The organism is Erythrobacter sp. (assembly GCF_040217515.1).
GTDB lineage: Bacteria > Pseudomonadota > Alphaproteobacteria > Sphingomonadales > Sphingomonadaceae > Erythrobacter.
In genome coordinates this window covers 166,703-192,529 of the sequence record NZ_JAVJPT010000008.1, presented here as the reverse complement: position 1 = coordinate 192,529, position 25,827 = coordinate 166,703, and the positions used below count along the sequence as shown (strand labels likewise).

The 25,827-nt window shown below is 65.0% G+C and carries 29 protein-coding genes; 13 read left to right on the top strand and 16 right to left on the bottom strand.

The window, feature by feature from the left end:
• Positions 1-38: 38 nt before the first annotated feature.
• The 9 genes from leuA to miaA form a co-directional block, all read right to left on the bottom strand.
• Positions 39-1,718, bottom strand: a complete 1,680-nt coding sequence (leuA, locus tag RIB52_RS11055) for a 2-isopropylmalate synthase (protein WP_350175493.1) — start codon at positions 1,716-1,718, stop codon at positions 39-41.
• Between the two features lie 234 nt (positions 1,719-1,952).
• Positions 1,953-2,408: a hypothetical protein gene (locus tag RIB52_RS11050; RefSeq protein ID WP_350175492.1), complete on the bottom strand. Its 456-nt coding sequence runs from the start codon at positions 2,406-2,408 to the stop codon at positions 1,953-1,955.
• A gap of 109 nt (positions 2,409-2,517) precedes the next feature.
• A complete protein-coding gene (locus RIB52_RS11045) occupies positions 2,518-3,666 on the bottom strand; it encodes an alpha-hydroxy acid oxidase (protein ID WP_350175491.1) in 1,149 nt (382 codons plus the stop codon).
• 44 nt (positions 3,667-3,710) lie between these two features.
• Positions 3,711-4,364 (bottom strand): YceI family protein, encoded by a 654-nt coding sequence (locus tag RIB52_RS11040; RefSeq protein WP_350175490.1) that lies wholly within the window; start codon positions 4,362-4,364, stop codon positions 3,711-3,713.
• A gap of 67 nt (positions 4,365-4,431) precedes the next feature.
• On the bottom strand, positions 4,432-5,451 hold the full coding sequence (gene ilvC, locus RIB52_RS11035) for a ketol-acid reductoisomerase (RefSeq protein WP_350175489.1): 1,020 nt from the start codon (positions 5,449-5,451) through the stop codon (positions 4,432-4,434).
• A gap of 9 nt (positions 5,452-5,460) precedes the next feature.
• Positions 5,461-5,742, bottom strand: a complete 282-nt coding sequence (locus RIB52_RS11030; RefSeq protein WP_350175488.1) for a hypothetical protein — start codon at positions 5,740-5,742, stop codon at positions 5,461-5,463.
• Between the two features lies 1 nt (position 5,743).
• Entirely contained in the window at positions 5,744-6,265 is a 522-nt protein-coding gene (gene ilvN, locus RIB52_RS11025; protein WP_350175487.1) for an acetolactate synthase small subunit, read from the bottom strand.
• Position 6,266: 1 nt separating this feature from the next.
• Positions 6,267-8,030 (bottom strand): biosynthetic-type acetolactate synthase large subunit, encoded by a 1,764-nt coding sequence (gene ilvB, locus RIB52_RS11020; RefSeq protein WP_350175486.1) that lies wholly within the window; start codon positions 8,028-8,030, stop codon positions 6,267-6,269.
• A gap of 248 nt (positions 8,031-8,278) precedes the next feature.
• Positions 8,279-9,265, bottom strand: coding sequence for a tRNA (adenosine(37)-N6)-dimethylallyltransferase MiaA (miaA, locus tag RIB52_RS11015; protein ID WP_350175485.1), 987 nt, complete (start codon positions 9,263-9,265; stop codon positions 8,279-8,281).
• Between miaA and serB the strand changes: the two genes are divergently transcribed.
• Positions 9,258-10,205: a phosphoserine phosphatase SerB gene (gene serB, locus RIB52_RS11010; RefSeq protein ID WP_502879522.1), complete on the top strand. Its 948-nt coding sequence runs from the start codon at positions 9,258-9,260 to the stop codon at positions 10,203-10,205. The two genes, miaA and serB, sit on opposite strands and share 8 nt — an antisense overlap.
• A gap of 126 nt (positions 10,206-10,331) precedes the next feature.
• On the top strand, positions 10,332-11,165 hold the full coding sequence (locus tag RIB52_RS11005; RefSeq protein WP_350175484.1) for a Coq4 family protein: 834 nt from the start codon (positions 10,332-10,334) through the stop codon (positions 11,163-11,165).
• A 20-nt stretch (positions 11,166-11,185) separates the two neighbouring features.
• Here RIB52_RS11005 and RIB52_RS11000 read toward each other — a convergent pair whose 3' ends face one another.
• Positions 11,186-11,872, bottom strand: a complete 687-nt coding sequence (locus RIB52_RS11000; RefSeq protein ID WP_350175483.1) for a nitroreductase family protein — start codon at positions 11,870-11,872, stop codon at positions 11,186-11,188.
• A gap of 88 nt (positions 11,873-11,960) precedes the next feature.
• Between RIB52_RS11000 and RIB52_RS10995 the strand changes: the two genes are divergently transcribed.
• Positions 11,961-12,752: a Coq4 family protein gene (locus tag RIB52_RS10995; RefSeq protein ID WP_350175482.1), complete on the top strand. Its 792-nt coding sequence runs from the start codon at positions 11,961-11,963 to the stop codon at positions 12,750-12,752.
• Between the two features lie 16 nt (positions 12,753-12,768).
• Here RIB52_RS10995 and purL read toward each other — a convergent pair whose 3' ends face one another.
• From purL to RIB52_RS10980, 3 genes are read right to left on the bottom strand one after another with little or no spacing between them, the layout of a single operon-like run.
• Positions 12,769-15,024 (bottom strand): phosphoribosylformylglycinamidine synthase subunit PurL, encoded by a 2,256-nt coding sequence (purL, locus tag RIB52_RS10990; protein WP_350175481.1) that lies wholly within the window; start codon positions 15,022-15,024, stop codon positions 12,769-12,771.
• A gap of 29 nt (positions 15,025-15,053) precedes the next feature.
• Entirely contained in the window at positions 15,054-15,728 is a 675-nt protein-coding gene (locus RIB52_RS10985) for a hypothetical protein (RefSeq protein WP_350175480.1), read from the bottom strand.
• A gap of 22 nt (positions 15,729-15,750) precedes the next feature.
• Positions 15,751-16,161 (bottom strand): DUF2177 family protein, encoded by a 411-nt coding sequence (locus RIB52_RS10980; RefSeq protein WP_350175479.1) that lies wholly within the window; start codon positions 16,159-16,161, stop codon positions 15,751-15,753.
• 73 nt (positions 16,162-16,234) lie between these two features.
• Between RIB52_RS10980 and RIB52_RS10975 the strand changes: the two genes are divergently transcribed.
• The 10 genes from RIB52_RS10975 to RIB52_RS10930 all read left to right on the top strand — a co-directional run bounded on the left by RIB52_RS10975 (position 16,235) and on the right by RIB52_RS10930 (position 23,866).
• Positions 16,235-16,504, top strand: coding sequence for an exodeoxyribonuclease VII small subunit (locus RIB52_RS10975; RefSeq protein ID WP_350175478.1), 270 nt, complete (start codon positions 16,235-16,237; stop codon positions 16,502-16,504).
• 1 nt (position 16,505) lies between these two features.
• Complete coding sequence (locus RIB52_RS10970; protein WP_350175477.1) at positions 16,506-17,420, top strand: polyprenyl synthetase family protein; 915 nt, start codon at positions 16,506-16,508, stop codon at positions 17,418-17,420.
• 86 nt (positions 17,421-17,506) lie between these two features.
• On the top strand, positions 17,507-17,911 hold the full coding sequence (locus RIB52_RS10965; protein WP_350175476.1) for a hypothetical protein: 405 nt from the start codon (positions 17,507-17,509) through the stop codon (positions 17,909-17,911).
• Positions 17,908-18,420, top strand: a complete 513-nt coding sequence (gene coaD / locus RIB52_RS10960; protein WP_350175475.1) for a pantetheine-phosphate adenylyltransferase — start codon at positions 17,908-17,910, stop codon at positions 18,418-18,420. The genes RIB52_RS10965 and coaD overlap by 4 nt, the downstream gene beginning before the upstream one ends.
• Before the next feature lie 237 nt (positions 18,421-18,657).
• Complete coding sequence (locus RIB52_RS10955; protein ID WP_350175705.1) at positions 18,658-19,290, top strand: peptidylprolyl isomerase; 633 nt, start codon at positions 18,658-18,660, stop codon at positions 19,288-19,290.
• Between the two features lie 91 nt (positions 19,291-19,381).
• Positions 19,382-20,431 (top strand): tRNA preQ1(34) S-adenosylmethionine ribosyltransferase-isomerase QueA, encoded by a 1,050-nt coding sequence (gene queA, locus RIB52_RS10950; RefSeq protein ID WP_350175474.1) that lies wholly within the window; start codon positions 19,382-19,384, stop codon positions 20,429-20,431.
• A 55-nt stretch (positions 20,432-20,486) separates the two neighbouring features.
• Entirely contained in the window at positions 20,487-21,446 is a 960-nt protein-coding gene (locus RIB52_RS10945) for an ABC transporter ATP-binding protein (protein ID WP_350175473.1), read from the top strand.
• The gene (locus RIB52_RS10940) at positions 21,443-22,216 is read left to right on the top strand and encodes an ABC transporter permease (RefSeq protein ID WP_350175472.1); all 774 of its coding nucleotides are present in this window, start codon (positions 21,443-21,445) and stop codon (positions 22,214-22,216) included. Before RIB52_RS10945 ends, RIB52_RS10940 begins: the two co-directional genes overlap by 4 nt.
• A gap of 58 nt (positions 22,217-22,274) precedes the next feature.
• Positions 22,275-23,405 carry a tRNA guanosine(34) transglycosylase Tgt gene (gene tgt / locus RIB52_RS10935; protein ID WP_350175471.1) on the top strand — a complete coding sequence of 377 codons (1,131 nt, stop codon included), beginning with the start codon at positions 22,275-22,277 and terminating at the stop codon, positions 23,403-23,405.
• 146 nt (positions 23,406-23,551) lie between these two features.
• Complete coding sequence (locus tag RIB52_RS10930) at positions 23,552-23,866, top strand: chorismate mutase (protein WP_350175470.1); 315 nt, start codon at positions 23,552-23,554, stop codon at positions 23,864-23,866.
• Here the strand turns inward: RIB52_RS10930 and RIB52_RS10925 are convergent.
• The 3 genes from RIB52_RS10925 to RIB52_RS10915 all read right to left on the bottom strand — a co-directional run bounded on the left by RIB52_RS10925 (position 23,856) and on the right by RIB52_RS10915 (position 25,774).
• Entirely contained in the window at positions 23,856-24,497 is a 642-nt protein-coding gene (locus tag RIB52_RS10925; protein ID WP_350175469.1) for an NAD(P)H-dependent oxidoreductase, read from the bottom strand. The two genes, RIB52_RS10930 and RIB52_RS10925, sit on opposite strands and share 11 nt — an antisense overlap.
• A 167-nt stretch (positions 24,498-24,664) precedes the next feature.
• Complete coding sequence (gene rpsD, locus RIB52_RS10920) at positions 24,665-25,279, bottom strand: 30S ribosomal protein S4 (protein ID WP_350175468.1); 615 nt, start codon at positions 25,277-25,279, stop codon at positions 24,665-24,667.
• Positions 25,280-25,495: 216 nt separating this feature from the next.
• Positions 25,496-25,774 carry a hypothetical protein gene (locus tag RIB52_RS10915; RefSeq protein WP_350175467.1) on the bottom strand — a complete coding sequence of 93 codons (279 nt, stop codon included), beginning with the start codon at positions 25,772-25,774 and terminating at the stop codon, positions 25,496-25,498.
• Positions 25,775-25,827 lie beyond the last annotated feature (53 nt).

Sequence of the window (25,827 nt, the reverse complement as noted above, 5' to 3'; positions counted from 1 at the left end):
CGATCCGGCGATCAAGCAGCTCTCGCGCGGAACGTTCGTCAGCCGGCCCGCTCGACCGCGGAATTCGCCGCCGAAAGCACGGCGCGCACGCTCGCGGTGGCGATATCCTCGTCGATGCCGCAGCCCCACAGCACGCGTCCCTCCGGCGTGCGGCATTCGAGATAGGCAGCTGCCTTGGCATCGGTGCCCGTACCAAGCGCGTGTTCGGTGTAATCGGCGACCTCGAGTTCGACTCCGAACGCCTTGCGCAGCGTGCCCATCACGCTCGAGATGAGGCCGTTGCCGCGCCCCGACACGCTTTGTTCGACACCCGCTACCGCGATCGTGCCCGCAAATACCCGCGTGCCGTCCGAGGCTCGGCTTTCCTCGTAATCGACGAGCTGGAAATGCTTGTCCGGGGTGCGCACGTGGTAATGCCGGCGAAAGGCCTCCCAGATATCGGCTGCGTTCAACTCGCGGCCGATCTCGTCGGCGAGCCGCTGCACTTCGCGCGAGAAATCGGCCTGCATGCCCTTGGGTAGTTTCAGCCCCTGGTCCTTTTCCAGGACCCAGGCAAAGCCGCCCTTGCCGGACTGCGAATTGACGCGGATCACCGCTTCGTAATTGCGCCCGAGATCGGCCGGATCGATCGGCAGGTAAGGTACGCGCCAAGCTTCGTCATTTTGCCTCTCGCGCGACTCGAAACCCTTCTTGATCGCGTCCTGATGGCTGCCGGAAAAAGCGGTAAAGACAAGCTCGCCGCCATAGGGGTGGCGCTGGTGGACAGGCAGGTCGTTGCAGTATTCGACCGTCTCGATCACCCGGTCGATATCGGAAAAATCCAGACCCGGATCGATCCCCTGCGTGTAAAGATTCAGCGCCATCGTCACGAGGCAGCAATTGCCGGTGCGCTCGCCATTGCCGAACAGGCAGCCCTCGACCCGGTCGGCGCCTGCCATCAGGCCCAGTTCCGCAGCCGCGACGCCCGTGCCGCGGTCATTATGGGTGTGCAGGCTTATCACCGCGCTTTCGCGGTTCGGCAGGTGGCGGCAGAAATATTCGATCTGGTCGGCATAGATATTGGGCGTCGCCGCCTCGACCGTGGCTGGCAGGTTTAGGATGACCGGATGGTCGGGTGTGGGCGCGAGCACTTCCATCACCGCTGAGGCCACCTCGATCGAGAAATCGAGTTCGGCGGTCGAGAAGGTTTCCGGCGAATACTGGAAATGCCAGTCGGTGCCTGGTCGCTTGGCCGCTTCGTCGCGCAGGACTTTCGCGCCCTTTACCGCCACCTCTTTCACCTCCTCGCGGGTCATGCGAAAGACGATTTCGCGCCAGGCGGGGCTGACCGCGTTGTAGAGGTGGACGATCGCCGCCCGCGCGCCGTCGAGGCTGTCGAAGCTGGTGCGGATCAGGTCCTCCCGGCTCTGGGTGAGAACCTGCACGGTCACATCGTCCGGAATATCGCCGGACCGGATAAGCCCGGAAATGAAATCGAATTCGGTCGCTCCGGCGCTGGGAAAGCCAACCTCGATCTCTTTCGCGCCGATCTCGACCAGCAGGTCGAAAAAGCGGCGCTTCTTCACCGCGTCCATGGGATCGATGATCGACTGGTTCCCGTCGCGAAGGTCGGTCGAGAGCCAGCGCGGCGCGCGTTCTATCAGGCGGCTCGGCCACTGGCGGTCGGGCAGGTCGATCTGGCCGAAGGGGCGATATTTTGCGGAAGGGTTCTTGAGCATGGAACGATTCGCTTCTGCGGAACATGGCGGGAGAAAAAGCGGCAGCGTCACCCTTGGGAGCGAAGCCGCGCTTCCTTCACGCGCGGACTGTCACGCCCAAGGGCGCGTAAGTCGTAGAAGCGAGAGGCCAGCACTGGTCATGCGCTGCGCCTTATGCCGATCGGGGCCGCCAGTGCAAGGGGCAAGGACACGTATCGTGCGCGCTGATCGCGCTCGCGAGCAACAAAACGCGCTTTATCCGCAGCGCGCATCGCGGATGATACCGCCCTTGTCGAGCATCAGGTTGAGCCGCGGATTGGTGGGATCGGGATTGATGTAGGACGATCCCGCCTGGATGAAGCGCACCTCGTTTGCCCCTCCGATCACCTCCATGATCTCGGCCCGGGTCGCATCGTCTGCCGCCTTGCCGAGATAGGGAGCCATTGCCGGCGCATTGCACGTCTGCGCCTCGGGATCGGTCGCGGTTCCGGGGACATAGGGTCCGGGCGCTGCACCCGGGCGCGGAGCGGCGATGCGCGGGGTCTGGGTCGGGGCGGGAGCGGGAGCGGGATCGGGCGAGGCGCCCTTGATCCGCTCGGCGAAGGCATCGGCCTCGTTTCCGGTAGGGCTTTCCGGCGTCTGCGAACCGCAGGCGGCAAGCAAGAGGGCGAGCGCGAGGGTAGGCGCGGCGGGTGCGAAAGGCTTGATCATGGGTGTGGGTCCTGCAGGCGTTACGCGAGCGCCAAAGCGCCCGGCAGGTTGCAATTTCATGACATTCCTCTTTGCACCGTGCTCACCGTTGCTGTCCGGGCGCGATTTCTCAGCGCCAGCGAAGCCTTTCCGTCGACAGCTGGTCGATGTTCGTCACGCCCATCAGGCGCATGCCGCGCTCGATCTCGTCCTTGAGGATGGAAAGCGCGCGTTCGACGCCGTCCTGCCCCGCCGCCGCGAGCGCATAGAGATACAGCCGCCCGCCCGAGGCTGCATTCGCGCCCGCGCACAGGGCCTTGAGCGCATGGGTCCCGCGCCGGATGCCGCCGTCGCAGATGATCTCGATCTCCCCGCCGACCGCCTCCACGATTTCGGGCAGCTGATCGAACGGGGACCGGCTGCCGTCCAGCTGCCGCCCGCCGTGGTTCGAGAGCATGATCGCATCCGCTCCGATTTCGACCGCGCGGCGCGCATCGGCAGCGCTCATTACGCCTTTCAGCACGAAAACCCCGCCCCATTGCTCGCGGATCGCCGCAGCGGTGTCCCAGTCCATCGAGGTATCGAGCATCGTGTTGAAATAATCCGCTATGCTCACCGCCTTGCCTGTGCCTTCGGTCACATGCGTCTCGAGGTTGGGCAGGCGGAATTTCTCGCGCAGGAGGTAATCGAGTGTCCATTTCGGCTTGGTCGCATAGGACACGACGCTCGCCGGCGTGAAGCGGGGCGGGGTGGTAAAGCCCGAATGCAGGCACCTCTCGCGCTTGCCCGACACGATCGTGTCCACCGTCAGCGCGAGCGCGTCGAAACCCGCCGCCTGGCAACGTTCGATCATGTGAGTGTTCAGCCCGGTGTCCTTGTGGACATAGAGCTGGAACAGCTTCGGCCCGTTCGTGAGCGCGGCAATCTCCTCGATACTGCGCGTGGCGAGGCTGGAGATGCCGAACCACAGGCCGTATCTCTCCGCCGCTTTCGCCACCGCCCGCTCGCCCTGCCAGTGAAAGGCGCGCTGCACTGCCGTCGGCGAAAGCATGAGCGGCAGCGCGCTTTTGCGACCCAGGATCGTGCAGCTCGTATCGATCTCGGCCACCCCGGCCAGCACGTCGGGCACGAGGTCGCAGCTTTCGTAAGCGGCGGTGTTGCGCGCCTTGGTCAGCTCGTCATCCGCCGCCCCGTCGATGTAGTCGAATACGGGAAAGGGCAGGCGACGCCGGGCGAGCTTGCGGAAATCATCGATGCGGTGACAGTCGGAAAGGCGCATAATGGCTGGCGACTGCCCGATCGGGCCGCCCGAGTCGAGAGCGCCTATTGCTTCTCGAAAGCGACGCTGATTTCGAGCTCGACCTCGTCGCTGACGAGCGGAAGCGCGTAATCGACGTTGAAATCCGAGCGCATGATCTCGGTCTCCGCCTCGAAGCCGACGGTTTCCTTGCCGTTCGTCGGGTTCGTGCCCGCGCCGGTGAATTCGGCTTCGAGGGTGACGGGTTTCGTTATGCCATTGAGCGTGAGGTTCCCCTCGATCATCGCTGTCATGCCGTCGACTTCGACCCCGGTCGAAACGAAGCGCGCAGGGGCGGGGTCGGCGCCGAAAAAGTCCGGGTCCCCTCCATTCTTGGCCGGGCGCAGCAGATGGTCGGTGAGAGCCGCACTCGCAGTCGTGACCGAGGCGACCGGGATCGTCACGTCGACGGCCGCCGCTTCGGGATTGTCGGGATCGAGCGCGAGCGTGCCGGACACATCGCCGAAGATGCCGAAATATTCGTTGAACCCGAAATGGTCGACTTCGAACAGGACCAGCGAATGGGACGGGTCGGCGGAATAGGTTCCGGCCGTAACGCGCTCGGGTTCGGGCGCGCCGGGGACGTTGGGTGCCCCTTGCGCGAAGAGCGTGGGCGCGGCGGCAATTCCTCCGGTGACAAGGGCGGTGGTCGCGGCGGCGGCAAGAACGAGTCGTTTCATGCGATGGCTTCTCCGGTCGGAACGGGTCGATCGCAATGGAAATCGCTCAAGGCCGCCGCCGGTTCCGTCAGTTCTTTTCCTTGTCGACCAGCTTGCCTTCGCCGATCCACGGCATCATCGCGCGCAGTTCGGCCCCGGTCTTCTCGATCGGGTGGGCTTCGGCGGCCTTGCGCGCGGCCTTGAGCTCGGGCTGGCCTGCGCGGTTGTCGAGCACGAAGTTCTTGACGAAGCGGCCCGACTGGATGTCGGCGAGCACCCGCTTCATTTCGGCCTTGGTTTCATCGGTGATGATGCGCGGACCCGTTGTGATGTCGCCATATTCGGCGGTGTTCGAGATCGAATAGCGCATGTTCGCGATCCCGCCCTCGTAGAGCAGGTCGACGATCAGCTTGGTTTCATGAAGGCATTCGAAATAGGCCATTTCGGGGGCGTATCCGGCCTCGACCAGCGTTTCGAACCCGGCCTGGATGAGGTGGGTGATCCCGCCGCACAGCACGGCCTGTTCGCCGAAGAGATCGGTCTCGCATTCTTCCTTGAAATTGGTCTCGATGATCCCCGAACGTCCGCCGCCGACGCCCGCAGCATAGGCGAGCGCGACATCGTGGGCGGAGCCGCTTGCGTCCTGATGGATGGCGATGAGGCAGGGAACGCCGCCGCCGCGGACATATTCGGAGCGCACGGTGTGGCCCGGTCCCTTGGGCGCGATCATGATAACGTCGATGTCGGACGGCGCCTCGATCAGGCCGAAATGCACGTTGAGCCCGTGGGCAAAGGCGATCGCGCTGCCGGGCTTCATGTGGCCGGCAAGGTCGTTCTCCCAGATCGCCGCCTGATGCTCGTCCGGGGCGAGGATCATCAGGATGTCGGCCCATTTCGCCGCTTCGGTGTTGGACAGGACCTTGAACCCGGCGGCTTCGGCTTTCTTTGCGCTGGAGGATCCCTCGCGCAGGGCAATGGCGACGTCCGCGACGCCTGAATCGCGCAGGTTCTGGGCATGGGCGTGCCCTTGCGAACCATAGCCGAGCACGGCGATTTTCTTCGACTTGATCAGGTTCAGGTCGGCATCGGCATCGTAGTAGACTTTCATGTATTCCCCTTAAATCTTCAATCCGGTGACCGCGGCAGTTGCGATCACGAAGTTCCTCAAAATCTGCTCATCTGGCAGGTCGCTGAAAATTGGAAAATCTGTAGCATTCCCGGCAGGACCCTTATGGAAGCCTTCAATCCTAACCACATTCAAATATCGGCCTGTTCCTGCCCAATCCTTGTCAGGAGTACGGTGCTGAATCCACGCCCGCTTGAATCCTCCTTCTCCGATTTTCCACTCGATATATTTCGAGCCTTTACCATCCACCCCAGTTTGAACGTCCAGTTCCATTTTACGCCCCCCCGGCGCCGCGCAGCATCCCGACGACGCCCGACCGGCCCACGGAAACGAGGCCGAGTTCGCGCATCAGCACGATGAAGCTGTCGATCTTGTCGGGCGCGCCGGTGAGTTCGAAGACGAAGCTGTGGGTCGTCGTGTCTACCACCTTGGCCCGGAAAAGCTCCGCGATGCGCAGGGCCTCGACCCGTTTTTCGCCCGTTCCTGCGACCTTTATGAGCGCGAGTTCACGCTCCACGTGAGGTCCGGCCGTGGTCAGGTCGGTAACCTTGTGGACGGGCACGAGGCGTTCGAGCTGCGCCTCGATCTGGTCGATGACCGCCGGCGGCCCGTTGGTGACGATGGTGATCCGGCTGATCGCGTGGTCCTCCGTGATGTCGGCCACGGTCAGGCTGTCGATATTGTATCCGCGCGCGGTGAACAGGCCGGTGATCTTGGCAAGAATGCCCGGCTCGTTGTCGACCATGACAGTCAGCACATGGCGCTCGGATGGCGCTTCGGCGATTTTCATGCCCATCTCAGACGAGTGCCTTCGCTTCGTCGTCCATCGTCCCGTCCACGTGGTCTCCGTAAAGCAGCATGTCGGTGTGAGCCGCGCCGCTCGGGATCATCGGCAGGCAATTGGCATCCTGCGCGACGCAACAATCGACGATCACCGGGCCGTCATGGGCGAGCATCGCCTCGATTCCCGCATCGAGATCGCCGCGATCGATGATACGGATGCCCTTCCAGCCATAGGCTTCGGCGAGCGCCACGAAATCGGGCAGGCTGTCCGAATAGGAATTGGAATAGCGGCTTTCATAGGTCAGTTCCTGCCACTGGCGGACCATGCCCATATATTCATTGTTGAGGATGAAGACCTTGACCGGCAGCCGGTATTGCGAGGCGGTGCCGAGTTCCTGGATGTTCATCTGGATCGAGGCTTCGCCCGCAATGTCGATCACCAGAGTGTCCGGTTCGCCCAGTTGCGCCCCGATCGCGGCGGGAAGGCCATATCCCATCGTGCCGAGCCCGCCGCTGGTCAGCCACTTGTTCGGCTCGGCAAAGCCGAAATACTGCGCCGCCCACATCTGGTGCTGTCCGACCTCGGTGGTGATGATGGGGGAACGGTCCTTCGTCAGCGCGAACAGCCGCTCGACCGCCTTTTGCGGCATGATCGCGGCCGGGTCCCTTCGCGAGGATTCGGGATAGGCAAGACATTCGCGCGCGCGCCATCCGGCGATGCGGGCCTTCCATTCGCCCATATCCCGACCCTTGCGCGAGGGGCCCCAGGCTTCGACCAGCTGGCCGAGCGCGGTGGCGCAATCGGCGACGATGCCGAGATCGACGGGCACGTTCTTGTTGATCGAGGAACGGTCGATGTCGATGTGGATCTTCTTCGAATCCGGGCTGAAGGCATCGAGCCTTCCCGTCACGCGGTCGTCAAAGCGCGCTCCGATGCAGACCATCACGTCGCACTGATTCATCGCCATGTTCGCTTCATAGGTGCCGTGCATGCCAAGCATGCCGAGCCAGTCGGGGTGATCGTGCGGGAACGCGCCGAGGCCCATGAGGGTCGACGTGACGGGCGCGCCGGTCAGGTCCTGGAAGGCGCGCAGGAGGCGGCTTGCCTCGGGGCCTGAATTGATCACCCCGCCGCCGGTGTAAAGGACCGGGCGCTCGGCGTTTTCGATCATCTCGATCGCTTCGGCGACCTGTTCGGCCGGCGCGACCATCTGGGGCTGGTAACGATGCGGAGCCGGCGCGGCGCGCCGCGACATTCCGGGCACGGCGATCTGCACGTCCTTGGGAATGTCTATCACGACCGGCCCGGGGCGCCCGGTCGTGGCGATGCGGAAGGCTTCCTCGACCGTCGCGGCTAGGTCGGCGGGGTCCTTCACGAGGTAATTGTGCTTGGTGCAATGGCGGGTGATGCCGACCGTGTCGGCCTCCTGGAAGGCATCGGTGCCGATCAGGCCGGTCGGGACCTGCCCGGTGATGACGACGAGCGGGATCGAATCCATGAACGCATCCGCAATCCCCGTCACCGCATTGGTCGCACCGGGGCCGCTGGTGACGAGCACGACGCCCGGCTTGCCGGTCGCGCGGGCATACCCTTCCGCCGCATGGGCCGCGCCCGCTTCGTGGCGGACGAGAATGTGGCGGATGGTGGGGTGTCCGAACAATTCGTCATAGATGGGAAGCACGGCGCCGCCGGGATAGCCGAACACGAATTCGACTCCCTGCTCGCCAAGGCAATCCATCAACAGGGCGGCTCCCGAACGCTGCGGCACTTCAAACATCTCCCAAAATGAAACCGGCCCGAAGCGTAGGTCGCATCGGGCCGATCAGGATATCCAAGAACGAAAGGAACCCGGATCAGCCTGCACCGCCTACGATAACGAGCACGATCATGAAGAAGGGCCTTTCAAACCGTTTTCGCCACGAGGCGGCCATGCAAGCCCCGCGTGACGGAACCTTAATCAAGCTTCGCAACCGCGCGAAGCGATATGGGCTGGGGGCTAGACGCCATATTCTAATGCGTCAACCCCTAATTGCGTAATAATCCTGCAAAAATATCATGAATCGCGATATTTCGGGATTCACCGCTTTCGGAAACCTTCGCCCAGTCCGGACCCGGCTGGTGGCGCAGCCAGGTATATTGCCGCTTGGCGTAATTACGGGTCGATTGCTGTCCTGCCGTGATCATGTCCGCGCGGCTCGTCTCGTCGGCAAGATAGGCGGCGATTTCCGGCACGCCTATCGCGCGCATGACGGGCAGGTCGGGATCGAGATCGCGTTCGAGCAGCGTCTCGACTTCGGCAACGGCGCCCGCGCGCAGCATCGCCTCGAAACGAACTTCGCAGCGTCGGTAAAGCGCCTCGCGCTCGGGCAGCAGGACGGCGGCGTGAAGGTCCACCTCCTCGGCGATCCCCCCGGTCTTGGCGCGCTGCCAGTCGGCGAGCATCACTCCGGTCGAACGCTTGACTTCGAGCGCGCGGGCAATGCGCTGGCTGTCGGTGGGGGCCAGCTCGATCGCGCGCTCCGGGTCCTCGATCATCAGCGCGGCATGGGCGCTTTCGACCGGCAGGGCGCGGACCACGGCGCGGATTTCCGGGTCGATCTCGGGGATGGGGGCGATCCCTTCGAGCAGCACCTTGATATAAAGGCCCGTCCCCCCGACCAGGATCGGCAGCGCACCCGCCGCGTGCGCGGCCTCGATCTCGCGTTTCGCCGCCTGCGCCCAAGCGGCGGCGGAGCACGCTTCGGCTCCGTTCCACGCCCCGTAAAGCAGGTGGGTATGGCGCGCGCACTCTTCCTCGCCCGGGCTTGCCGAAAGGATCGGGATGTCCCGATAAAGCTGCATGGAATCGGCGTTGATGATGCGTGCCTCGCGCGTGCCCGCGGCGGCCCACGCATCGGCCAGCCGCAGCGCAAGAGCGCTCTTGCCGCTGGCGGTCGGCCCTGCAATGAGCGCGAGCGGGCGCGTATCCACGCCGCCCCGAGAGGATTTTTCAGGAGATTGCCTGGTGCTCATAGCCCGGCTGATAGCAGACCCGTCGCCGCAGGAAACCGCCCAGGGGCAGGCGGGGGAAGCAGCCCCGGCGCCCGGTCTGGAAGCACGGCTCGATGCTGCGCTTGCCGCGTTCGCGCAAGAAGGGATGCCGGTCGCCGCGGCCGTGATGCTCCAGCATTGCGACAACGTCCTTCAGCTTTCCTTCGCCGACGCCGATCCGACCTCCGTGCTCGCGGTAATCGACACCCATTTCGGCCCCTGCGATGCGCTGGTCGGGAGTGCGGCGGCGGGGGGCGAGATCATCGTGCCGCACCTGTTCGTCTCGGACATGGATTCGACCATGATCGGGCAGGAATGCATCGACGAACTGGCCGATTATGCGGGGATCAAGCCGCAGATCGCCGCGATCACCGAACGCGCGATGCAGGGCGAACTCGATTTCGAAGCCGCCCTGCGCGAGCGCGTGGCGCTGCTCGAAGGATTGGAGGAAACCGCGATAGAGCGTTGTCTGTCCGAACGAATCCGCCCCAATCCGGGTGCGGCGACCTTGGTGGCGACGCTTGCCGAGATGGGCGCGCGCAGCGTGCTTGTCACCGGGGGCTTCCATCATTTCGCCGATCCCGTCGCCACCCGGCTCGGTTTCGACAGGGTGGTGGGTAACCGGCTCGCGGTGAAGGGCGGCGTCCTGACCGGGCAGCTCGATGGGGCCATCACCGATGCCGGCGTCAAGGCGCGCGTGCTGGACGAGGAACTGGCGCAGCTGGGCAGCGAGGCGCACAGCCTGGCGACCGGCGACGGGGCGAACGACATTCCGATGATCGAGGCGGCGAGCTACGGCTTCGCCTACCGCGCCAAGCCCAAGGCGCGCGCGGCCGCGAACGGGAGGATCGACCGGGGGAACCTTACCGCCGTCCTTTCGCTGTTCGGCATTCCGCGCGCCGACTGGGTTGAGAAGGGCTGAAACACGGCGAGTCGTTGGCAAGCGGCGTCGGGCGGCATTTGATTCGGCGCTCGAAGCACGCTATTTACACAAGTGTAAGTAGTGCGGTGCTATCCCGGCTCCGAAATCAAGCGAAGGCTCCCGATCATGAGCAAGGCAATCGACTATACCTCCCTGCGCGCCGCCGACGGCACCGTGCTGCGCCATCCCGAACGGCCGCAGCCGCGCTATTCGCTGCCGCGAGCGGTGAAGAATTTCCGCCTGCTGATGCAGGACAAGGAAGACACCAGCCTCGTCTTCAAGATCTACGAATCGCTCCCCTCAAAGCATTTCATGCCACGGGTAAGGGCGCTCACCCTTTCCGAGCGCGGCGAACTCCTGCGCCGGACCGAGCCGAACCTGCCCGAAATTCTCGACGATCACGCCGCGCTGCGCCGGACTGCCAAGGGCAGCCTTGCCCATGCCTATTGCGATTTCATGGAAAGCGAGGGCCTGTCGGCGGCTGGTCTGGTGACCGAGGCCGAAAGTCTCGGGCGGCCGAAATATCCCGATCTCGTGCAATGGTTCGCCGAAAGGTCGCGCGACACGCACGATCTTTTCCACGTCCTGACCGGCTATGGCCGCGATGCGCTGGGTGAACAATGCGTCCTGCTCTTCACCCATGGCCAGTCGCCGACTCACGGGCACCTGCTGATCGGCTATGCGGGTGCTGCGAACGTCAGGAAGATGGTTTGGGGGTCCAAGGCACCGGTCATCGGTGCGGTCAACCAGGCCAAGCGGACCGGCAGGGGCGCGCCGCGCCTGATCGAACAGCCGATCCGCGAACTTCTCAAACAGCCGCTCGAAAGGGTGCGTGAGGCGCTCAACATTCCCGAGCCGACCAAATACCGCGAATGCCACCATATCTGGCGCGAGGAGGGGCTCGACCCCTATGACCTGCTTGCGACGGACCGGGACGATGCCGAGCCGGTCGCGGCTTGAAACTTCCCTCGCGCTGGACCTCAGAGCCAGCTCGAAATCCGACCGAGTGGTTTCTTGGCCAGCGCCTTCGCCGGTACGGTCGCGTCCGCGCTCGGGTGGCCGACCACCACGATCATCAGCGGCTTTTCCCATTCCGGCCGTCCGCAGGCCGCGCGCAGGAAGCCCATCGGCGAGGGCGTGTGGGTGAGCGTTGCCAGGCCCGCTTCGTGCAGGGTCGTGATCAGCATGCCGCAGGCGATCCCGACGCTTTCGGTGACGTAGTAGTTCTGCGTCTCGCCGTCCTCCTCGATCCCGCCCTTGCGCTGGGCGAAGACCACGATGAGGTAAGGCGCGGTCTCAAGGAACGGCTTGTCGGCGTCCGTGCCAAGGTCCGAAAGCGCCGCAAGCCAATCCTCGCTCGCTTTAGGATCGCCCCCGTCCGCGCCGTAGAAGCGCCGCTCTTCCGCCTCCGCCGCCTGCCGGATCGCGCGCTTTTTATCCGCAGAGGCGACCACCGCGAAATGCCAGGGCTGGTGGTTGGCGCCATTGGGGGCTGTCCCTGCAGCCTCGATCGCTGCTTCGATGACTTCGCGCGGGACCGGTTCGTCGGAGAAATAGCGGCAGGTGCGGCGCTGTTTCAGCCGGTCGCGCATGGTGCGGGCGCGGGCGATGCTGTCCCGATCATCAAGAAGAGGCAGGGAATAGCGGACGGTCTGGTGCGGTTTCATGGCCCCACTATCCGGGCCTCTCGCGGTTTTGTGAAGTGGACTATCAACTGACAGCCATGTAAGTAGCGGTTCCTGCATGGAGGCCCCGATGACCGTTACCGATCTCCCGCTGGTCGCGCCCGAACGCCGGATTTCGGGTATCCGCCCGCTCAAGGTGTTGCACCATTTCGGCAAGCTGGTCGAGGACAAGGAGGATACCGAACAGGTCTTCCACATCATCGAGGCGACCAAGGGAAAGCGCAGCCATGCACAGGCGCGCGATTTTCTCCTTTCGGCGCAGGGCCAGCGCTTCCTCGCCGAAGGGCAGGACATTCCCGCCATGCTCGACGATCACGAACGCTGGACCGACCTTCCCGAAAACAGCGTGGCGCAGCGTTACATCGCCTTCATGAAGCGCGAGGGGCTGACGGCCGCGGGGCTGGTTGCCGAGAGCCACAAATGGGCCCCGCCGGAAAGCCTGCCGCGCGATCTCACCCAGTGGTATTTCGACCGCCTGCGCGATACGCACGACCTGTTCCACGTGCTCACCGGCTATGGCCGCGACGCGCTGGGCGAGGCGAGCCTGCTGGGCTTCTCCTATTCGCAGAACCACAACAAGGGCCTGCTGTTCATAGCCTATGCCGGCGCTCGGCAGATCGCGAAAGTTTCGGGCACGAAGGCCCCGCTGTTCAAGGCCGTGCGGGAGGGGCAGCGCAATGGCCGCGCCGCGGCGAAAATCGCGCACCAGGATATCGAGGCGCTGATGCGCGACGATCTGGACGAGGCCCGGGCCCGGCTCGGTATCGCTAAGCCGGTGGTTTACCGCGAGTGCCTGGCGATCCTCGAATCCGAGGGCAATGTGCGCGAAGACCTGACGCTCGGCGGGGCGGAAGCGGCCTAGGGAATCGCCGTTCCGGTCAAGCTTCCATCCAGTCGGGGAAGAAGCTTTCATGTGCCTCGCGCAGGCTTGCAAGGCTCTGGCCCAGCAACGTGTCTCCCCCGACCGTGCCGATCCGGGTGAAGCCGACCAGTTCGGCCTCCGGGCTTTCCGGTCCTTCGGCGACGATCCGATTGAAGGCATCGGCGTTTTGCGGGGAGACGGTGACGACGTAACGCGCCTGGTCCTCGCCGAACCACCACTGTGCGGGCGTGTAGGCGACATTGCGCGAAAGCTGCGCGCCGCGTCCTCCGGACAGCGCCATTTCGGCCAGCGCCACGGCAAGCCCCCCATCCGACACGTCGTGAACCGCCGAGAGCAGGTCTTCATCGATCAGGCGGCGCACGATTTCGCCCGCGCCGCGTTCGACCTCCAGATCGACCGGCGGGGCGCGTCCCTCCTCGCGGCCCTCGATCACGGCGAGCCACAAGGACTGGCCGAGATGCGAGCGGGTCGGGTCGGGCGTCGCCCAGAATTCGGGCGCGACGAGATAGATCGCATCGCCCTCTGCCTTGAAGGCGGGTGTGGTCATCCTGGCCGCATCCTCGATCACGCCGACCCCGCCGATTGCAGGGGTGGGGAGAATCGCCGAGCCGCCCCCTGTCGCCTTCGATTCGTTGTAAAGGCTGACATTTCCGCTCACGACCGGGAAATCGAGCGCGCGGCAGGCATCGCCCATGCCTTCGAGAGCGTGGACGAACTGGCTCATGATCTCGGGTCGCTGCGGGTTCGCGAAATTGAGGCAATTGGTGACCGCGAGCGGCCGCGCGCCCACGGCGCAGAGGTTCCGCCACGCCTCTGCGATGGCCTGCTTCCCGCCCTCGTAAGGGTCGGCATGGACATAGCGCGGCGTGCAGTCCGTGCTGATCGCGAGCGCCCGGTCCGTGCCGTGGATCCGCACCACCGCCGCATCGCCCCCGGTCTGGAGCGTGTCGCCCATGACCTGCGAATCATATTGCTCGGCGATCCAGCGGCGCGAGGCGAGGTGCGGGCTGGCGAGCAGTTTGAGCAGGTCCGCGCCGGGGTCTTTCGATTCCGGCACTTCGGACAGGCGCGGGATGTTGACCCACGCAGCGTATTCCTTGCGGGAAAGATAGGGGCGCTCATATTCCGGCGCATCGGCGGCGAGGGGGCCGAGCGGGATGTCGCACACGACCTCGCCGTTCCATTCGAGCACCATGTGGCGCGTATCGGTGACTTCGCCGATCACTGCGAAATCGAGCTCCCACTTGGCAAAGATAGCCTCGGCCTCGGCTTCGCGCCCGGGCTTCAGCACCATGAGCATCCGCTCCTGGCTTTCCGACAGCATCATTTCATAGGGTGTCATGCCCTCTTCGCGGCAGGGCACCTTGTTCATGTCGAGGCGGATGCCCGCCTTGCCATTGGTCGCCATCTCGACGCTGGAGGAAGTCAGACCCGCCGCGCCCATGTCCTGGATCGCGACGATCGCGTCGGTCGCCATCAGTTCGAGGCAGGCCTCGATCAGCAGCTTCTCCGTAAAGGGGTCGCCGACTTGCACCGTGGGGCGCTTGGCATCCGCGTCCTCCTCGAAATCCGCGCTCGCCATGGTCGCGCCGTGAATGCCGTCGCGCCCGGTCTTGCTCCCGACATAGACGATCGGATTGCCGACACCCGTCGCCGCCGAATAGAAGATGCGGTCCGCATCGGCGATCCCGACGGTCATCGCGTTGACCAGGATATTGCCGTCATAGGCAGGGTGAAAATTGGTCTCGCCGCCGACCGTCGGCACGCCGACGCAATTGCCGTAGCCGCCGATGCCGGAGACGACGCCGCTTACCAGGTGCTTCATCTTCGGGTGATCGGGCCGCCCGAAACGCAGCGCGTTCATGTTCGCCACCGGCCGCGCGCCCATCGTGAAGACATCGCGCAGGATCCCGCCCACGCCCGTCGCGGCGCCCTGATAGGGCTCGATGTAGGACGGGTGGTTGTGGCTCTCCATCTTGAAGATCGCGGCGAGCCGCTGCCCTTCCGGCCCCGTGCCGATGTCGATCACCCCCGCATTCTCCCCGGGCCCGCAGATCACCCAGTCGGCTTCGGTCGGCAGCTTTTTCAGATGCACCCGCGAGGACTTGTAGCTGCAATGCTCCGACCACATGACCGAGAATATGCCGAGCTCGACAAGGTTCGGCTCTCGCCCCAACGCGTTGAGGACGCGGTCGTATTCCTCGGTGGACAGGCCGTGCTGGGCAACGATTTCGGGGGTGATTGCGGTCATTTGCGGGCTCCTTGGCAGGGCCCTTTAAGTCACGCGGCGCGGGCCGCCAAGCCACCTCTTCTGATGCGCTGACGGTTCTGCCCCACCCACCACGCGAGCGCGGTCAGCACGCCGAAGGCAAAGAGCGCCTGGATGTAGAGCCCCGCGCCCGCCTGTTGCGGGTGCGGCGCGAACCAGTTGAAAGCCTGCAGCGCGACCAGCGCAGCGAGCAGCACCAATGGCTGCCCCACGGGCCCGCGGCTGCGCGCGAGATAGAAGGCGAAAGCGCCGAGCGTGATCCCGATCTCGAGCGGCATCGCGACAAGCGGATAATCCCATAGGCCGAGCCCGTAGGCGGGCGGTGAGCCGGCCAATGTCAGGTCGGGCGCATGGGTCAGCCAGTCGAGCCCCCAATGCGAGAGCACCACCGCGCCCGCGATCAGGCCGCCGGCCGCATTGCGCTGCCACAGGGCCACGACAAGCGCAAAAGCGAGCGCGAAGACCGCGCTGCCTGCAAGGCTGTGCGTATAGGGCATGTGGTAGAGGTCGAAAGGCACCATCGCAGTCGCCCCCGGATCGATCCGCATCTTCTCGATTCCCGCAAGGGCGAGGCCGAAAAACGCCCAATCGACCAGCTGCGCGGCGATGAACAGCGTGCCGAGTTTCGGACTGCGTTCGCTCAGCGCGGCAGCGGCGAAGGCCGGGGCGAAATGACCGATGAACATGGCTGCGTGCCCCTGGCCCGGATCATTCCGCGCCGAAGAAGCGCAGTGTCACCCATGTCGCAATGGCGCTGGTGGTGCCGGTGGCGAAGGCTCCCCATAGGATGTCGAGCACGCTGATCTTTGTCGCCCAAACCTTGAACACCGCCTGGCTCGTGAGGTCGAAGGTCGCATAGCACAGCGCGCCCAGCAGCACGCCGTTGAGCAGCGCATATCCGACCGATGCGCTTTCGACACCCGGGCGAATCGCGAACCACGTCATGCCGGCGAGATAGAGCACGTAGAACACGCCGGCAGCGGTCATATCGAAATCCTCGGCCATGATTTCGCCGATCACCGGGCGGTAGAGGTTCCCCGCCGCCCAGCGCAGCCACATCGCATCGAGCAGGCCGAACACGATTGCCGCGACCACATAGGCCGTGATCCATTTCACCATTGTCTGCTTTCCCTGTTGCGCCAGATACCCGCCAGCCTTGACCGCCGCGCGGAGCACCGTCAATGCTTGGGACATGGACGAGGGAACGAACGCCGCCTCCGGGACGGGCGATATCGACAGCATGAGCTTCGAACAGGCGCTCGCCGCGCTCGAGCAGGTGGTGCGCCAGCTTGAAAGCGGGGATGTGCCGCTGGACGAATCGATCGCGCTTTACGAACGCGGCGAAAAGCTGCGCGCGGCCTGCCAGACCCGACTCGATGCGGCGCAGGCGCGGATCGAGAAGATCGTCACGGATGCGGGTGGCCAGCCGACCGGCACGGCACCCCTCGACGAGACGCGCTGACATGACGCTGGTCGGGATGGAAGGCGACCTTCTCGCCGATGGCCTGAAGCGCGTGCAGGCAGAGATCGATGCGAGCTTCGATGCGCTCCTACCCGTGCCGGATGACACGCGCGCGCGCCTTGTCGAGGCGATGCGATATGCGACGATAGGTGGCGGCAAGCGGGTGCGTCCGCTGCTGGTGGTGAGCACGGCGGAGATGTACGGCGTCTCCCGCGAGGCGGCGATCCGTGTCGGCACGGCAGTGGAAGCGATCCACGTCTATTCGCTGATCCACGACGACCTGCCCTGCATGGACGACGATGAATTGCGCCACGGCAGGGCGACCGTGCACCGGGTCTACGACGAGGCTACGGCCGTTCTCGCCGGGGACGCGCTCCATGCGCTGGCCTTCGACATCCTCAGCCATCCCGACACCAGCACCGATCCCTTCGTTAGGAGCGAGCTGATCGCGACTCTCGGCACGGCTTCGGGCATGAACGGCATGGCGGGCGGGCAGATGATGGATATGGTCGCCGACGAGGACGGCGTGGACTACGACCTGCGCGCCGTCACCCGGCTCCAGCAATTGAAAACCGGCGCGCTCCTGGGCGCGAGCGTCGAGATGGGCGCGATCCTCGGCCGGGTGCCGCCGGAGGGCAGGGCGCATCTGCGCGCCTATTCGCGCGATATCGGCCTTGCCTTCCAGATCGCCGACGACCTGCTCGACGTGACCGGCGATCCGGAAAAGGCGGGCAAGGCGCTGCGCAAGGACGAGGTGCAGGGCAAGCAGACCTTCGTCACGCTGATGGGCGTCGACAAGGCCCGCGAACAGGCCCGCGCCTTGGTCGACCAGGCGGTCGCCCATCTCGGCGGCCATGGCAGCGAGGCCGACACACTGCGCGCGCTCGCCCGCTTCATCGTCGAACGGGATCGCTGAACCCGCGACTTTTTGCGAAACAACGCGACAATCATGACCCATACCCGATATTGCAAGATCCCTACCGGGAGAGAGGAGTCCCGCCCATGAAAGCGCCGCTCTTTGCCATTTACGTCACGCTCGCCGTGGTGATCGCCGTCGTGCTGTTCGTCCTCATCCCCAGCCAGGAGCCGGGAGACGCGCGACCCGACGTGCTCGATGAGCAGATCATGCTCGTCATGGATGCCTTCGCGGTGGACAGCTGCGAGGAAGTCCGAGTCGTCGGTTCCTACAAGCGCACCGATGCCGAGGGTTTCCGACAGATGCTCGCCTACAGCGCGCCCATGCCTTGCGTCGAGGCGATGCGCGAAGCGGCGATCGCGCGCGGTTTCGCCGAGGGGCGGGGCGGCACCTACGTGCTCGAAAACGAGACCGCGCCCGAGGCGCTGACATTCTACACCGAACCGGGGGCAACGCGCGGCGCGTTCGAATGGGAAAGGACCGGGCAATGACGGGCCGCGTCGGGATCTATCCCGGGACCTTCGATCCCATCACGCTCGGCCATGCCGACATCATCCGGCGTGGCTCCAAACTGGTCGACCGGCTGATCATCGGGGTCACCACCAATCCTTCGAAAAACCCGATGTTCGAGACGGAAGAACGCTTCGCCATGGTGGAGCGCGAGGTGAAGGCGATGGGTCTCAGCAATGTCGATGTGGTCGGTTTTAACGCGCTGCTGGTGAAATTCGCGCAGAAACAGGGCGCTTCCGTGATCATTCGCGGCCTGCGCGCGGTCGCCGATTTCGAATACGAATACCAGATGGCCGGCATGAACCAGCAGCTCGACAGCGAGATCGAGACGGTCTTTCTCATGGCCGACGTATCGCTCCAGCCGATCGCGTCGAAACTGGTCAAGGAAATCGCGCTTTACGGTGGCGACATTTCCCGGTTCGTCAGCGCCGATGTCGAAGGCGAGGTGCTCGAGCGCGTGAAGGCCATCGGGCTCAAGGGCGATTACTGAGCCGCCCGCGGCACGATGACAGCGGCGGCGGCATCATTCATTGAAGTGTCAGGCGCACAGCTTTAAGGGCTGCTGCCAAACGAGGAACCGATAAGACCCGTGCCCATGACCAAGATCCCGCAAGGCCGCGTGGCCCTGCTTCCTTTTTCGCTCAGAGCGCTCAGCGCAGGCGCGCTGCTGCTGGTGACCGCCTTCGCTACGCTGCTGCTGTTGCCCGCGCCTGGCTTTGCGCAGGACATGAGCCCGCAGGAAGCGGAAGAGGAGCGCGAGGATGTCACCCCGGCGGGCCCGCGCCTTTACGAGCCGATCAATTACGACATGAAAGAGGACCCGGAGAATGTCTGGTTGCTCGATTTGTCGAACGGCGAACGCGTCGCGATCCGGTTGATGCCCGACTGGGCACCGAACCATGTCGAACGGATCAAGACACTGACCCGGCAGGGCTTCTATGACGGGGTGATTTTCCACCGCGTGATCGACGGCTTCATGGCGCAAAGCGGCGATCCGACCGGCACTGGCCAGGGCGGTTCCAGCCTCCCCGACCTGGAGGCCGAGTTCAACGTCATGCCGCATGTGCGCGGCACCGTTTCGATGGCGCGCGCGAACGAGGAGAACAGTGCCAACAGCCAGTTCTTCATCGTGTTCTATCCGCGCTTCAGCCTCGACAAACGATACACCAATTTCGGCCGGGTCATCGACAACATCGCCGCCGTCGATGCGATCAACCGGGGCGAGCCGCCGCAGAACCCGACCCGTATCCTCCAGGCCTCGCTTGCAAGCGACAATGTTCCGCCGCCCGCCACGGGCACGGCGCCCCGGGTGGAGCCGGACATCACCGCCGACATGCTGAGCGCTCCCGTCGATCAATAGGCACCGCGGCAGCCGGCCATTCCGACAAACGCGCGTTGGCAACGCCCCGAATCGGCTTTTCGCTCGGACCCATTGCGATTAAGCGCAAGCCATGCGCGTCGATCTGTTCGATTTCGATTTGCCGCCCGAGCTCATCGCCCTGCGTCCGGTGCGTCCGCGCGATGCGGCGCGGATGCTGCTGGTGCGCGGCACCGATCCCGCCGCTCCGCTGGAGGATAGGGGCGTGCGCGATCTGCCGAACCTGCTCGATCCGGGCGACGTGCTGGTCTTCAACGACACGCGCGTCATTCCCGCCCAGCTCGAAGGTCGGCGCACCGGGGGCGAGGCGAAAGTGGGGGCAACCCTGCACAAACGGATCGACCTGCGCCGCTGGCAGGCTTTCCTGCGAAATTCCAAGCGGGTGAAGGAGGGCGATGGGATCGTCTTCGGCGGCGGTGTCACCGCGATCGCAGAGGAGCGCCACGGCGACGGTTCGGTGACGCTCTTCTTCGGGGGCGAGGAGCCGGTCGAGGTCCTGCTCGACCGTGCCGGGACCATGCCGCTCCCGCCCTATATCGCCTCCAAACGGCCGATCGACGAAGCGGACCGAGAGGATTACCAGACCATGTTCGCGGCGAAGGACGGTGCGGTCGCCGCGCCCACCGCCTCGCTGCATTTCACGCAAAGGCTGGTCGATGCGCTGGACGAGCGGGGGATCGGGCGCGAAATGCTGACACTCCATGTCGGCGCGGGAACCTTTCTGCCGGTCAAGGCGGAGGATACCGACGACCACCGGATGCATGCCGAATTCGGCATCATCCGGCCCGAAGTGGCCGAGCGGCTCAACGCGGTGCGCGCTGCGGGCAAGCGGATCATCGCCGTGGGCACCACGTCGCTCCGCCTGCTCGAAAGCGCCGCGCGGGAGGACCGCACCCTCGCCCCGTTCGAAGGCGACACCGACATCTTCATCACGCCGGGCTACACCTTCAACGCGGTCGATGGCCTCATGACCAATTTCCACCTGCCCAAGTCCACGCTGATGATGCTGGTGAGCGCGCTGATGACCCGCGAGCGCATGACGGCGGCCTATGCCCATGCGATCGCCGAGCGTTACCGCTTCTATTCCTACGGCGATTCCTCGCTGCTTCTGCCCGGAGGGTGAACACCGCCGCGCCCGCGCCCTTGCAATCGCCGCGCGCGCTGTCACAGCTGTGCGCGTGAGCGAAACCATCCTGAAAATCGAAAATCTCTCCAAGGTCTACAGCGGCGGGACGCGCGCGCTTGACGATGTGAACCTGGAGATCCGGCGCGGCGAGATTTTCGCGCTGCTGGGGCCCAACGGCGCGGGCAAGACCACGCTGATCGGCGCGGTATGCGGTCTGGTGCGCCCGACCGGTGGAACGATCACCGCCTTCGGGCATGACATGAACTCCGACTGGCGCGCGGCGCGGCGGCGGATCGGGCTGGTCCCGCAGGAACTTTCGACCGACATGTTCGAGAAGGTCGAGCGCGCGGTCGCCTATTCGCGCGGCCTGTTCGGGCGGCCGCCGGACAAGGCGCGGATCGACGAGATCCTCAAGTCGCTCAGCCTGTGGGACAAGCGCAAGGCGGAGATTCGCCAGCTGTCGGGCGGGATGAAACGTCGGGTGCTGATCGCCAAGGCGCTTGCCCACGAACCGGAACTGCTGTTTCTCGACGAGCCGACCGCCGGGGTCGACGTCGAGCTGCGCAAGGGCATGTGGGAACAGATCGCCGCGTTGCGCGAACAGGGCGTCACCGTCATCCTGACCACCCATTACATCGAAGAAGCCGAGGAAATGGCCGACCGGGTCGGCATCATCCAGGGCGGGCGAATCCTGATGGTGGAGGACAAGGCGGCGATCATGGAACGGCTCGGCACGACCGAGGCCGTGATCGCGCTTGCCGAGCCGATGCACGCGCTCCCCGATGCAATCGCCGATTTCCCGGTCGAACTGCGCGGCAGCGCGGGAGGGGGAGGGGCGCGCGAACTGGTCTATCGCGGCGGCGACGGCAAGGGCCGGGGCCGGGCCGAGATCGCCGCGCTGACAAAGGCGCTGGTCGCGCAAGGCATCGACTATGTCGGCATCGATATCCACGATTCCTCGCTCGAGGACATTTTCGTCTCGCTGCTGGCCGGACAGGAGAGCGCCGCGTGAGCTATTCCTTCAATGCGCGCGGGGCGTGGTCGATCTATGCCCGCGAACTGATGCGTGCCTTTCGCACCGCCTTCCAGTCTATCCTCTCGCCGGTGCTGACGACCTCGCTGTATTTCATCGTCTTCGGCACGGTGATCGGCGGGCGGATGGAGCCGGTGGACGGCGTGCCTTATGGCGCCTTCATCATTCCGGGCCTGCTGATGCTGACGCTGCTGGGCGAAACCACCAGCAATTCCTCCTTCGGCATCTACATGCCGCGCTTCACCGGTACGATCTACGAATTGCTGTCCGCGCCCGTTGGCGTTGCCGAGACTCTGATCGGCTTCGTCGGGGCGGCGGCGACCAAGGGGCTGATCCTCGCCGGGATCATCCTCGTCACCGCGACCTTCTTCGTCGATTACACTATCGTCCATCCGTTCTGGGCGGTGGGTTTCATCGTACTGGTGACGGCAAGCTTTTCGCTCTTCGGCTTCATCCTCGGCATCTGGGCGGATTCGTTCGAGAAGCTGGGCATCATCCCGCTGCTCATCCTTACCCCGCTGACGTTCCTCGGCGGGACATTCTATTCGATCGACGACTTGCCCGAACCGTGGAATGCGCTCGCGCTGGTCAATCCGATCGCCTTTCTGGTGAGCGGCCTGCGCTGGACTTTCTACGGCACGTCCGATGTGCCGATTGCGGTCTCGCTCGCTCTCACGGTCGGCTTTCTCGCGCTGTGCGTCATCATCATCGCCGTCATATTCCGCACCGGATGGCGCCTGCGCGAGTGAGCGCCGCTGGCTGGTGTGGGCGTGACAGCGCGCGCGCACCCGGCTAGCGCCCGCTGCCATGACGTCCCCCCGCTTCCAATTCACCCTCCACGCGACAGACGGCAAGGCGCGCACCGGCACCATTGCCATGCAGCGCGGGGAGATCCGTACGCCCGCTTTCATGCCGGTCGGCACGGCCGCGACGGTCAAGGCGATGAAGCCGGAAAGCGTGCGCGCCGGGGGCGCCGACATCATCCTTGGCAACACCTATCACCTGATGCTGCGCCCCGGTGCGGAGCGGGTCGCGCGGCTCGGGGGACTTCACGCCTTCATGAACTGGGACCGCCCGATCCTCACCGACAGCGGCGGCTACCAGGTCATGAGCCTGTCGGACCTTCGCAAGCTCACCGAGCAGGGCGTCGAATTTCGCAGCCATATCGACGGGTCGAAGCACATGCTCACACCCGAACGCTCGATGGAAATCCAGCGCCTGCTCGGCTCCGACATCGTCATGGCCTTCGACGAATGCCCGCGCGCCGACCGCCCCCGCGACGAGATCGCCGAAAGCATGGAGCTGTCCATGCGCTGGGCACGGCGCAGCCGCGAAGGCTTCGACAGCGGCGAAGAGCACGCGGGCCGCGCGGCGTTGTTCGGCATCCAGCAGGGCGCATTGGACGAGGATTTGCGCCGCATTTCCGCAGAAAAGCTGGTCGATATCGGCTTTGACGGATACGCGGTCGGCGGGCTGGCTGTGGGCGAGGGGCAGGAAGCGATGTTCGGCGTGCTCGACTATGCGCCGGACATGCTGCCCGAGCACTCCCCACGCTACCTCATGGGCGTGGGCAAGCCCGACGATCTCGTCGGCGCTGTCGAGCGCGGGATCGACATGTTCGACTGCGTGCTGCCGACGCGTTCGGGCCGCAACGGACAGGCCTTTACCGGGAACGGGCCGCTCAACCTGCGCAATGCGCGCCATGCCGAGGATACCGGTCCACTCGACCCGCGCTGCGCCTGCCCGACCTGCGCGACCTATTCCCGCGCCTATCTTCACCACTTGCAAAAATCGGGCGAGATCCTCGGCGCCATGCTGGTGACCGAGCACAATCTCGCCTTTTACCAGCAGCTGATGCAGGCCATGCGCGAGGCGATCGTCGAGGGAACCTTCGCCGCCTTCGCAGGCGATTTCCGGCGCGAATATCTCGGGGCCTGACCTGTACCTATGCCGCCCGCACGATCATCCGGCCCCGGGGCGCAAGCCGGACGATCGTCCGACCTGTGCTTTTGCCGGGGGAGGGCTGACCGGGGCCGGCCCAAGCCTCTCGACAAACGCCCGGCTTCGCGGCAAGGCCGGGCGCCATGACAGACGTGCCAGCCAAGCCGCCCGAGGAATGCGAAACCATGATCGAGGTGCGCGTCGGCGTCGATGCGACCGACCGTGAATTGATGGACCTGCTCGCCCGGCGCTTCGGCTACATGCGTGCGGCCGCGCGGATCAAGCCTGAGCGCGGTGCAGTGCGCGACGAACAGCGCAAGGCCTATGTCATCGCTGCCGCCGTCAAGGACGCCGAGACGCGCGGGCTTCCGGGCGACGTGATCGCGCAAGTGTGGGAGCGGCTCGTCGAGGGATCGATTGCCTACGAATTCGAGGAATGGGACCGGATCAGGGACTGACCTTTTCGCGTTCGAGGAAGGCGGCAAGGCGCGGCTGCTTGTCGCCCGGCTTTTTCTGGCGGATCGAGCCCGCCAGCTTCGCGATCCGTTTTTCCCACCCGGCAAGGCGCTTTGCGACCTGTTTTTCATCCGCAGGCCCGAGCGAAAGCGTGCGCACAGGGGCAAAACCGCAGAAACCCAGAACCTGCCCCTTCCAGCGCCGGATCAGGGCATTGCCGTGAACCCAGCGCAGCACGAAGGGCGGGGTATCCATCGTCGCGATGACATCGGCGCTGCGGCCCGCCATGAGCTTGTCCCACCACGGATCGTCATCGTGATAGGCGAAGGTGAAACCGGGCAGGAACAGGCGGTCGATGAGACCCTTGAGCTCGGCCGGCTCGCTGCCCCACCACATCGGGAAGGCCACCACGAGGTGATCGCAGGCATTGAGCGCCTCGGCCAGCGCGGCGATGTCGGGCTCCCACTCGATGCGTTTCGCATAACCGTGGCGCAGGGTCGGGGTGAAGGAGAGATCGCGCACCGCCACACGCGTGACCGCGCAGCCTGCGGGCAGGGCACGCTCGTAGGTGTCGATAAGGTGCGTCGTGAGGCGGCCTTCGTCCGGGTGGCCGTCGATCAGCAATATGTTCATTCGGCAGCGATCCCCCTTGCCCGGAGTGATCGCAAAACGGCGCGCAAAAGAAAAGGGCGGCCCTCGGGGGACCGCCCGTTTTCCGTGGCCGCGAGCCCAGTCGCGGGCTGGGGCCGCTCTCCATCTCGCGCACCTTTGCAGGAGCCGGGCGAAGGGCTAACGCGAAATCAGCGCGAGTAGAACTCGACCACGAGGTTCGGTTCCATGGTGACCGGATAGGGCACTTCGTCGAGCTTGGGCACGCGGGTGAAGGTCACCTTGTCGGTGCCGTCGGGTGCGACATAGTCGGGAATGTCCCGCTCGGGCAGGCTCTGCGCCTCGATCACCAGCACCATTTCCTGCGCCTTCTTGCCGAGGCTGATGACATCGCCGACATCGCAGCGGCGCGAGGCGATGTTGCACTTCACGCCGTTGACGTAGATGTGCCCGTGGCTGACGATCTGGCGCGCGGCGAAGATGGTCGGCGCGAACTTGGCGCGGTAGACGATCATGTCGAGCCGGCGTTCGAGCAGGCCGATCAGGTTCTGGCCCGTATCGCCTTTCATCCGGGTCGCATCCTTGTAGGTGCGGTGGAACTGCTTTTCGGTGACATCACCGTAATAGCCTTTAAGCTTCTGCTTGGCGCGCAGCTGCAGGCCGAAATCGCTCATCTTGCCCTTGCGGCGCTGACCGTGCTGGCCGGGACCATAGGAACGCTTGTTGACGGGGGAATTCGGGCGACCCCAGATGTTTTCGCCCATCCGGCGGTCGAGCTTGTACTTGGCGCTCTTGCGCTTCGACATAAGTCGTGTCCTTCAAATTTGCTGATCCACCCCAGTGGTGGACATCCAACCCGGCATCGCACCGTGCGAGGTTCATCCTCGACGCGGCCACCGCTTCACCGGGGTGCGGGGCCCATTTGCGAAGCGCGCGCATAGCAGGATTGCGGGCCCAGTCAACGATGAACGGCATCGGCGCGCCCCGGGAGGCGCGCGCATCGCGGCCGTGCGCGAGCCGGTTCAGCGACGGCGGTTCATTTCGCGCCATTGTTCCGCGGTCAGGCACACGCGCGTCTTGCGACGGCTCGACATGTCCGCGCGGATGCGGCGGCAGATGCGCTTGTCTTCCTTCGCTTCGGACTTGGCAGCGGGGTTGGTCGGCGCCCCTTTGCCGTCATCTTCCCGCGCTTCGGCTTGGTCGGCGGGTTCCTCCGCCTCCTGCGGAGCGGCGGAGAGCGCCGGGGCGGCGAAGAGGGCACAGGCGGCGAGCGCCGCGAGACGGGCGGGAGCAAAATTCATGAAGAAATCCGTTTGGTTAGGGAAGCAAGATCAAGCGACGTGGCGCACCTAAC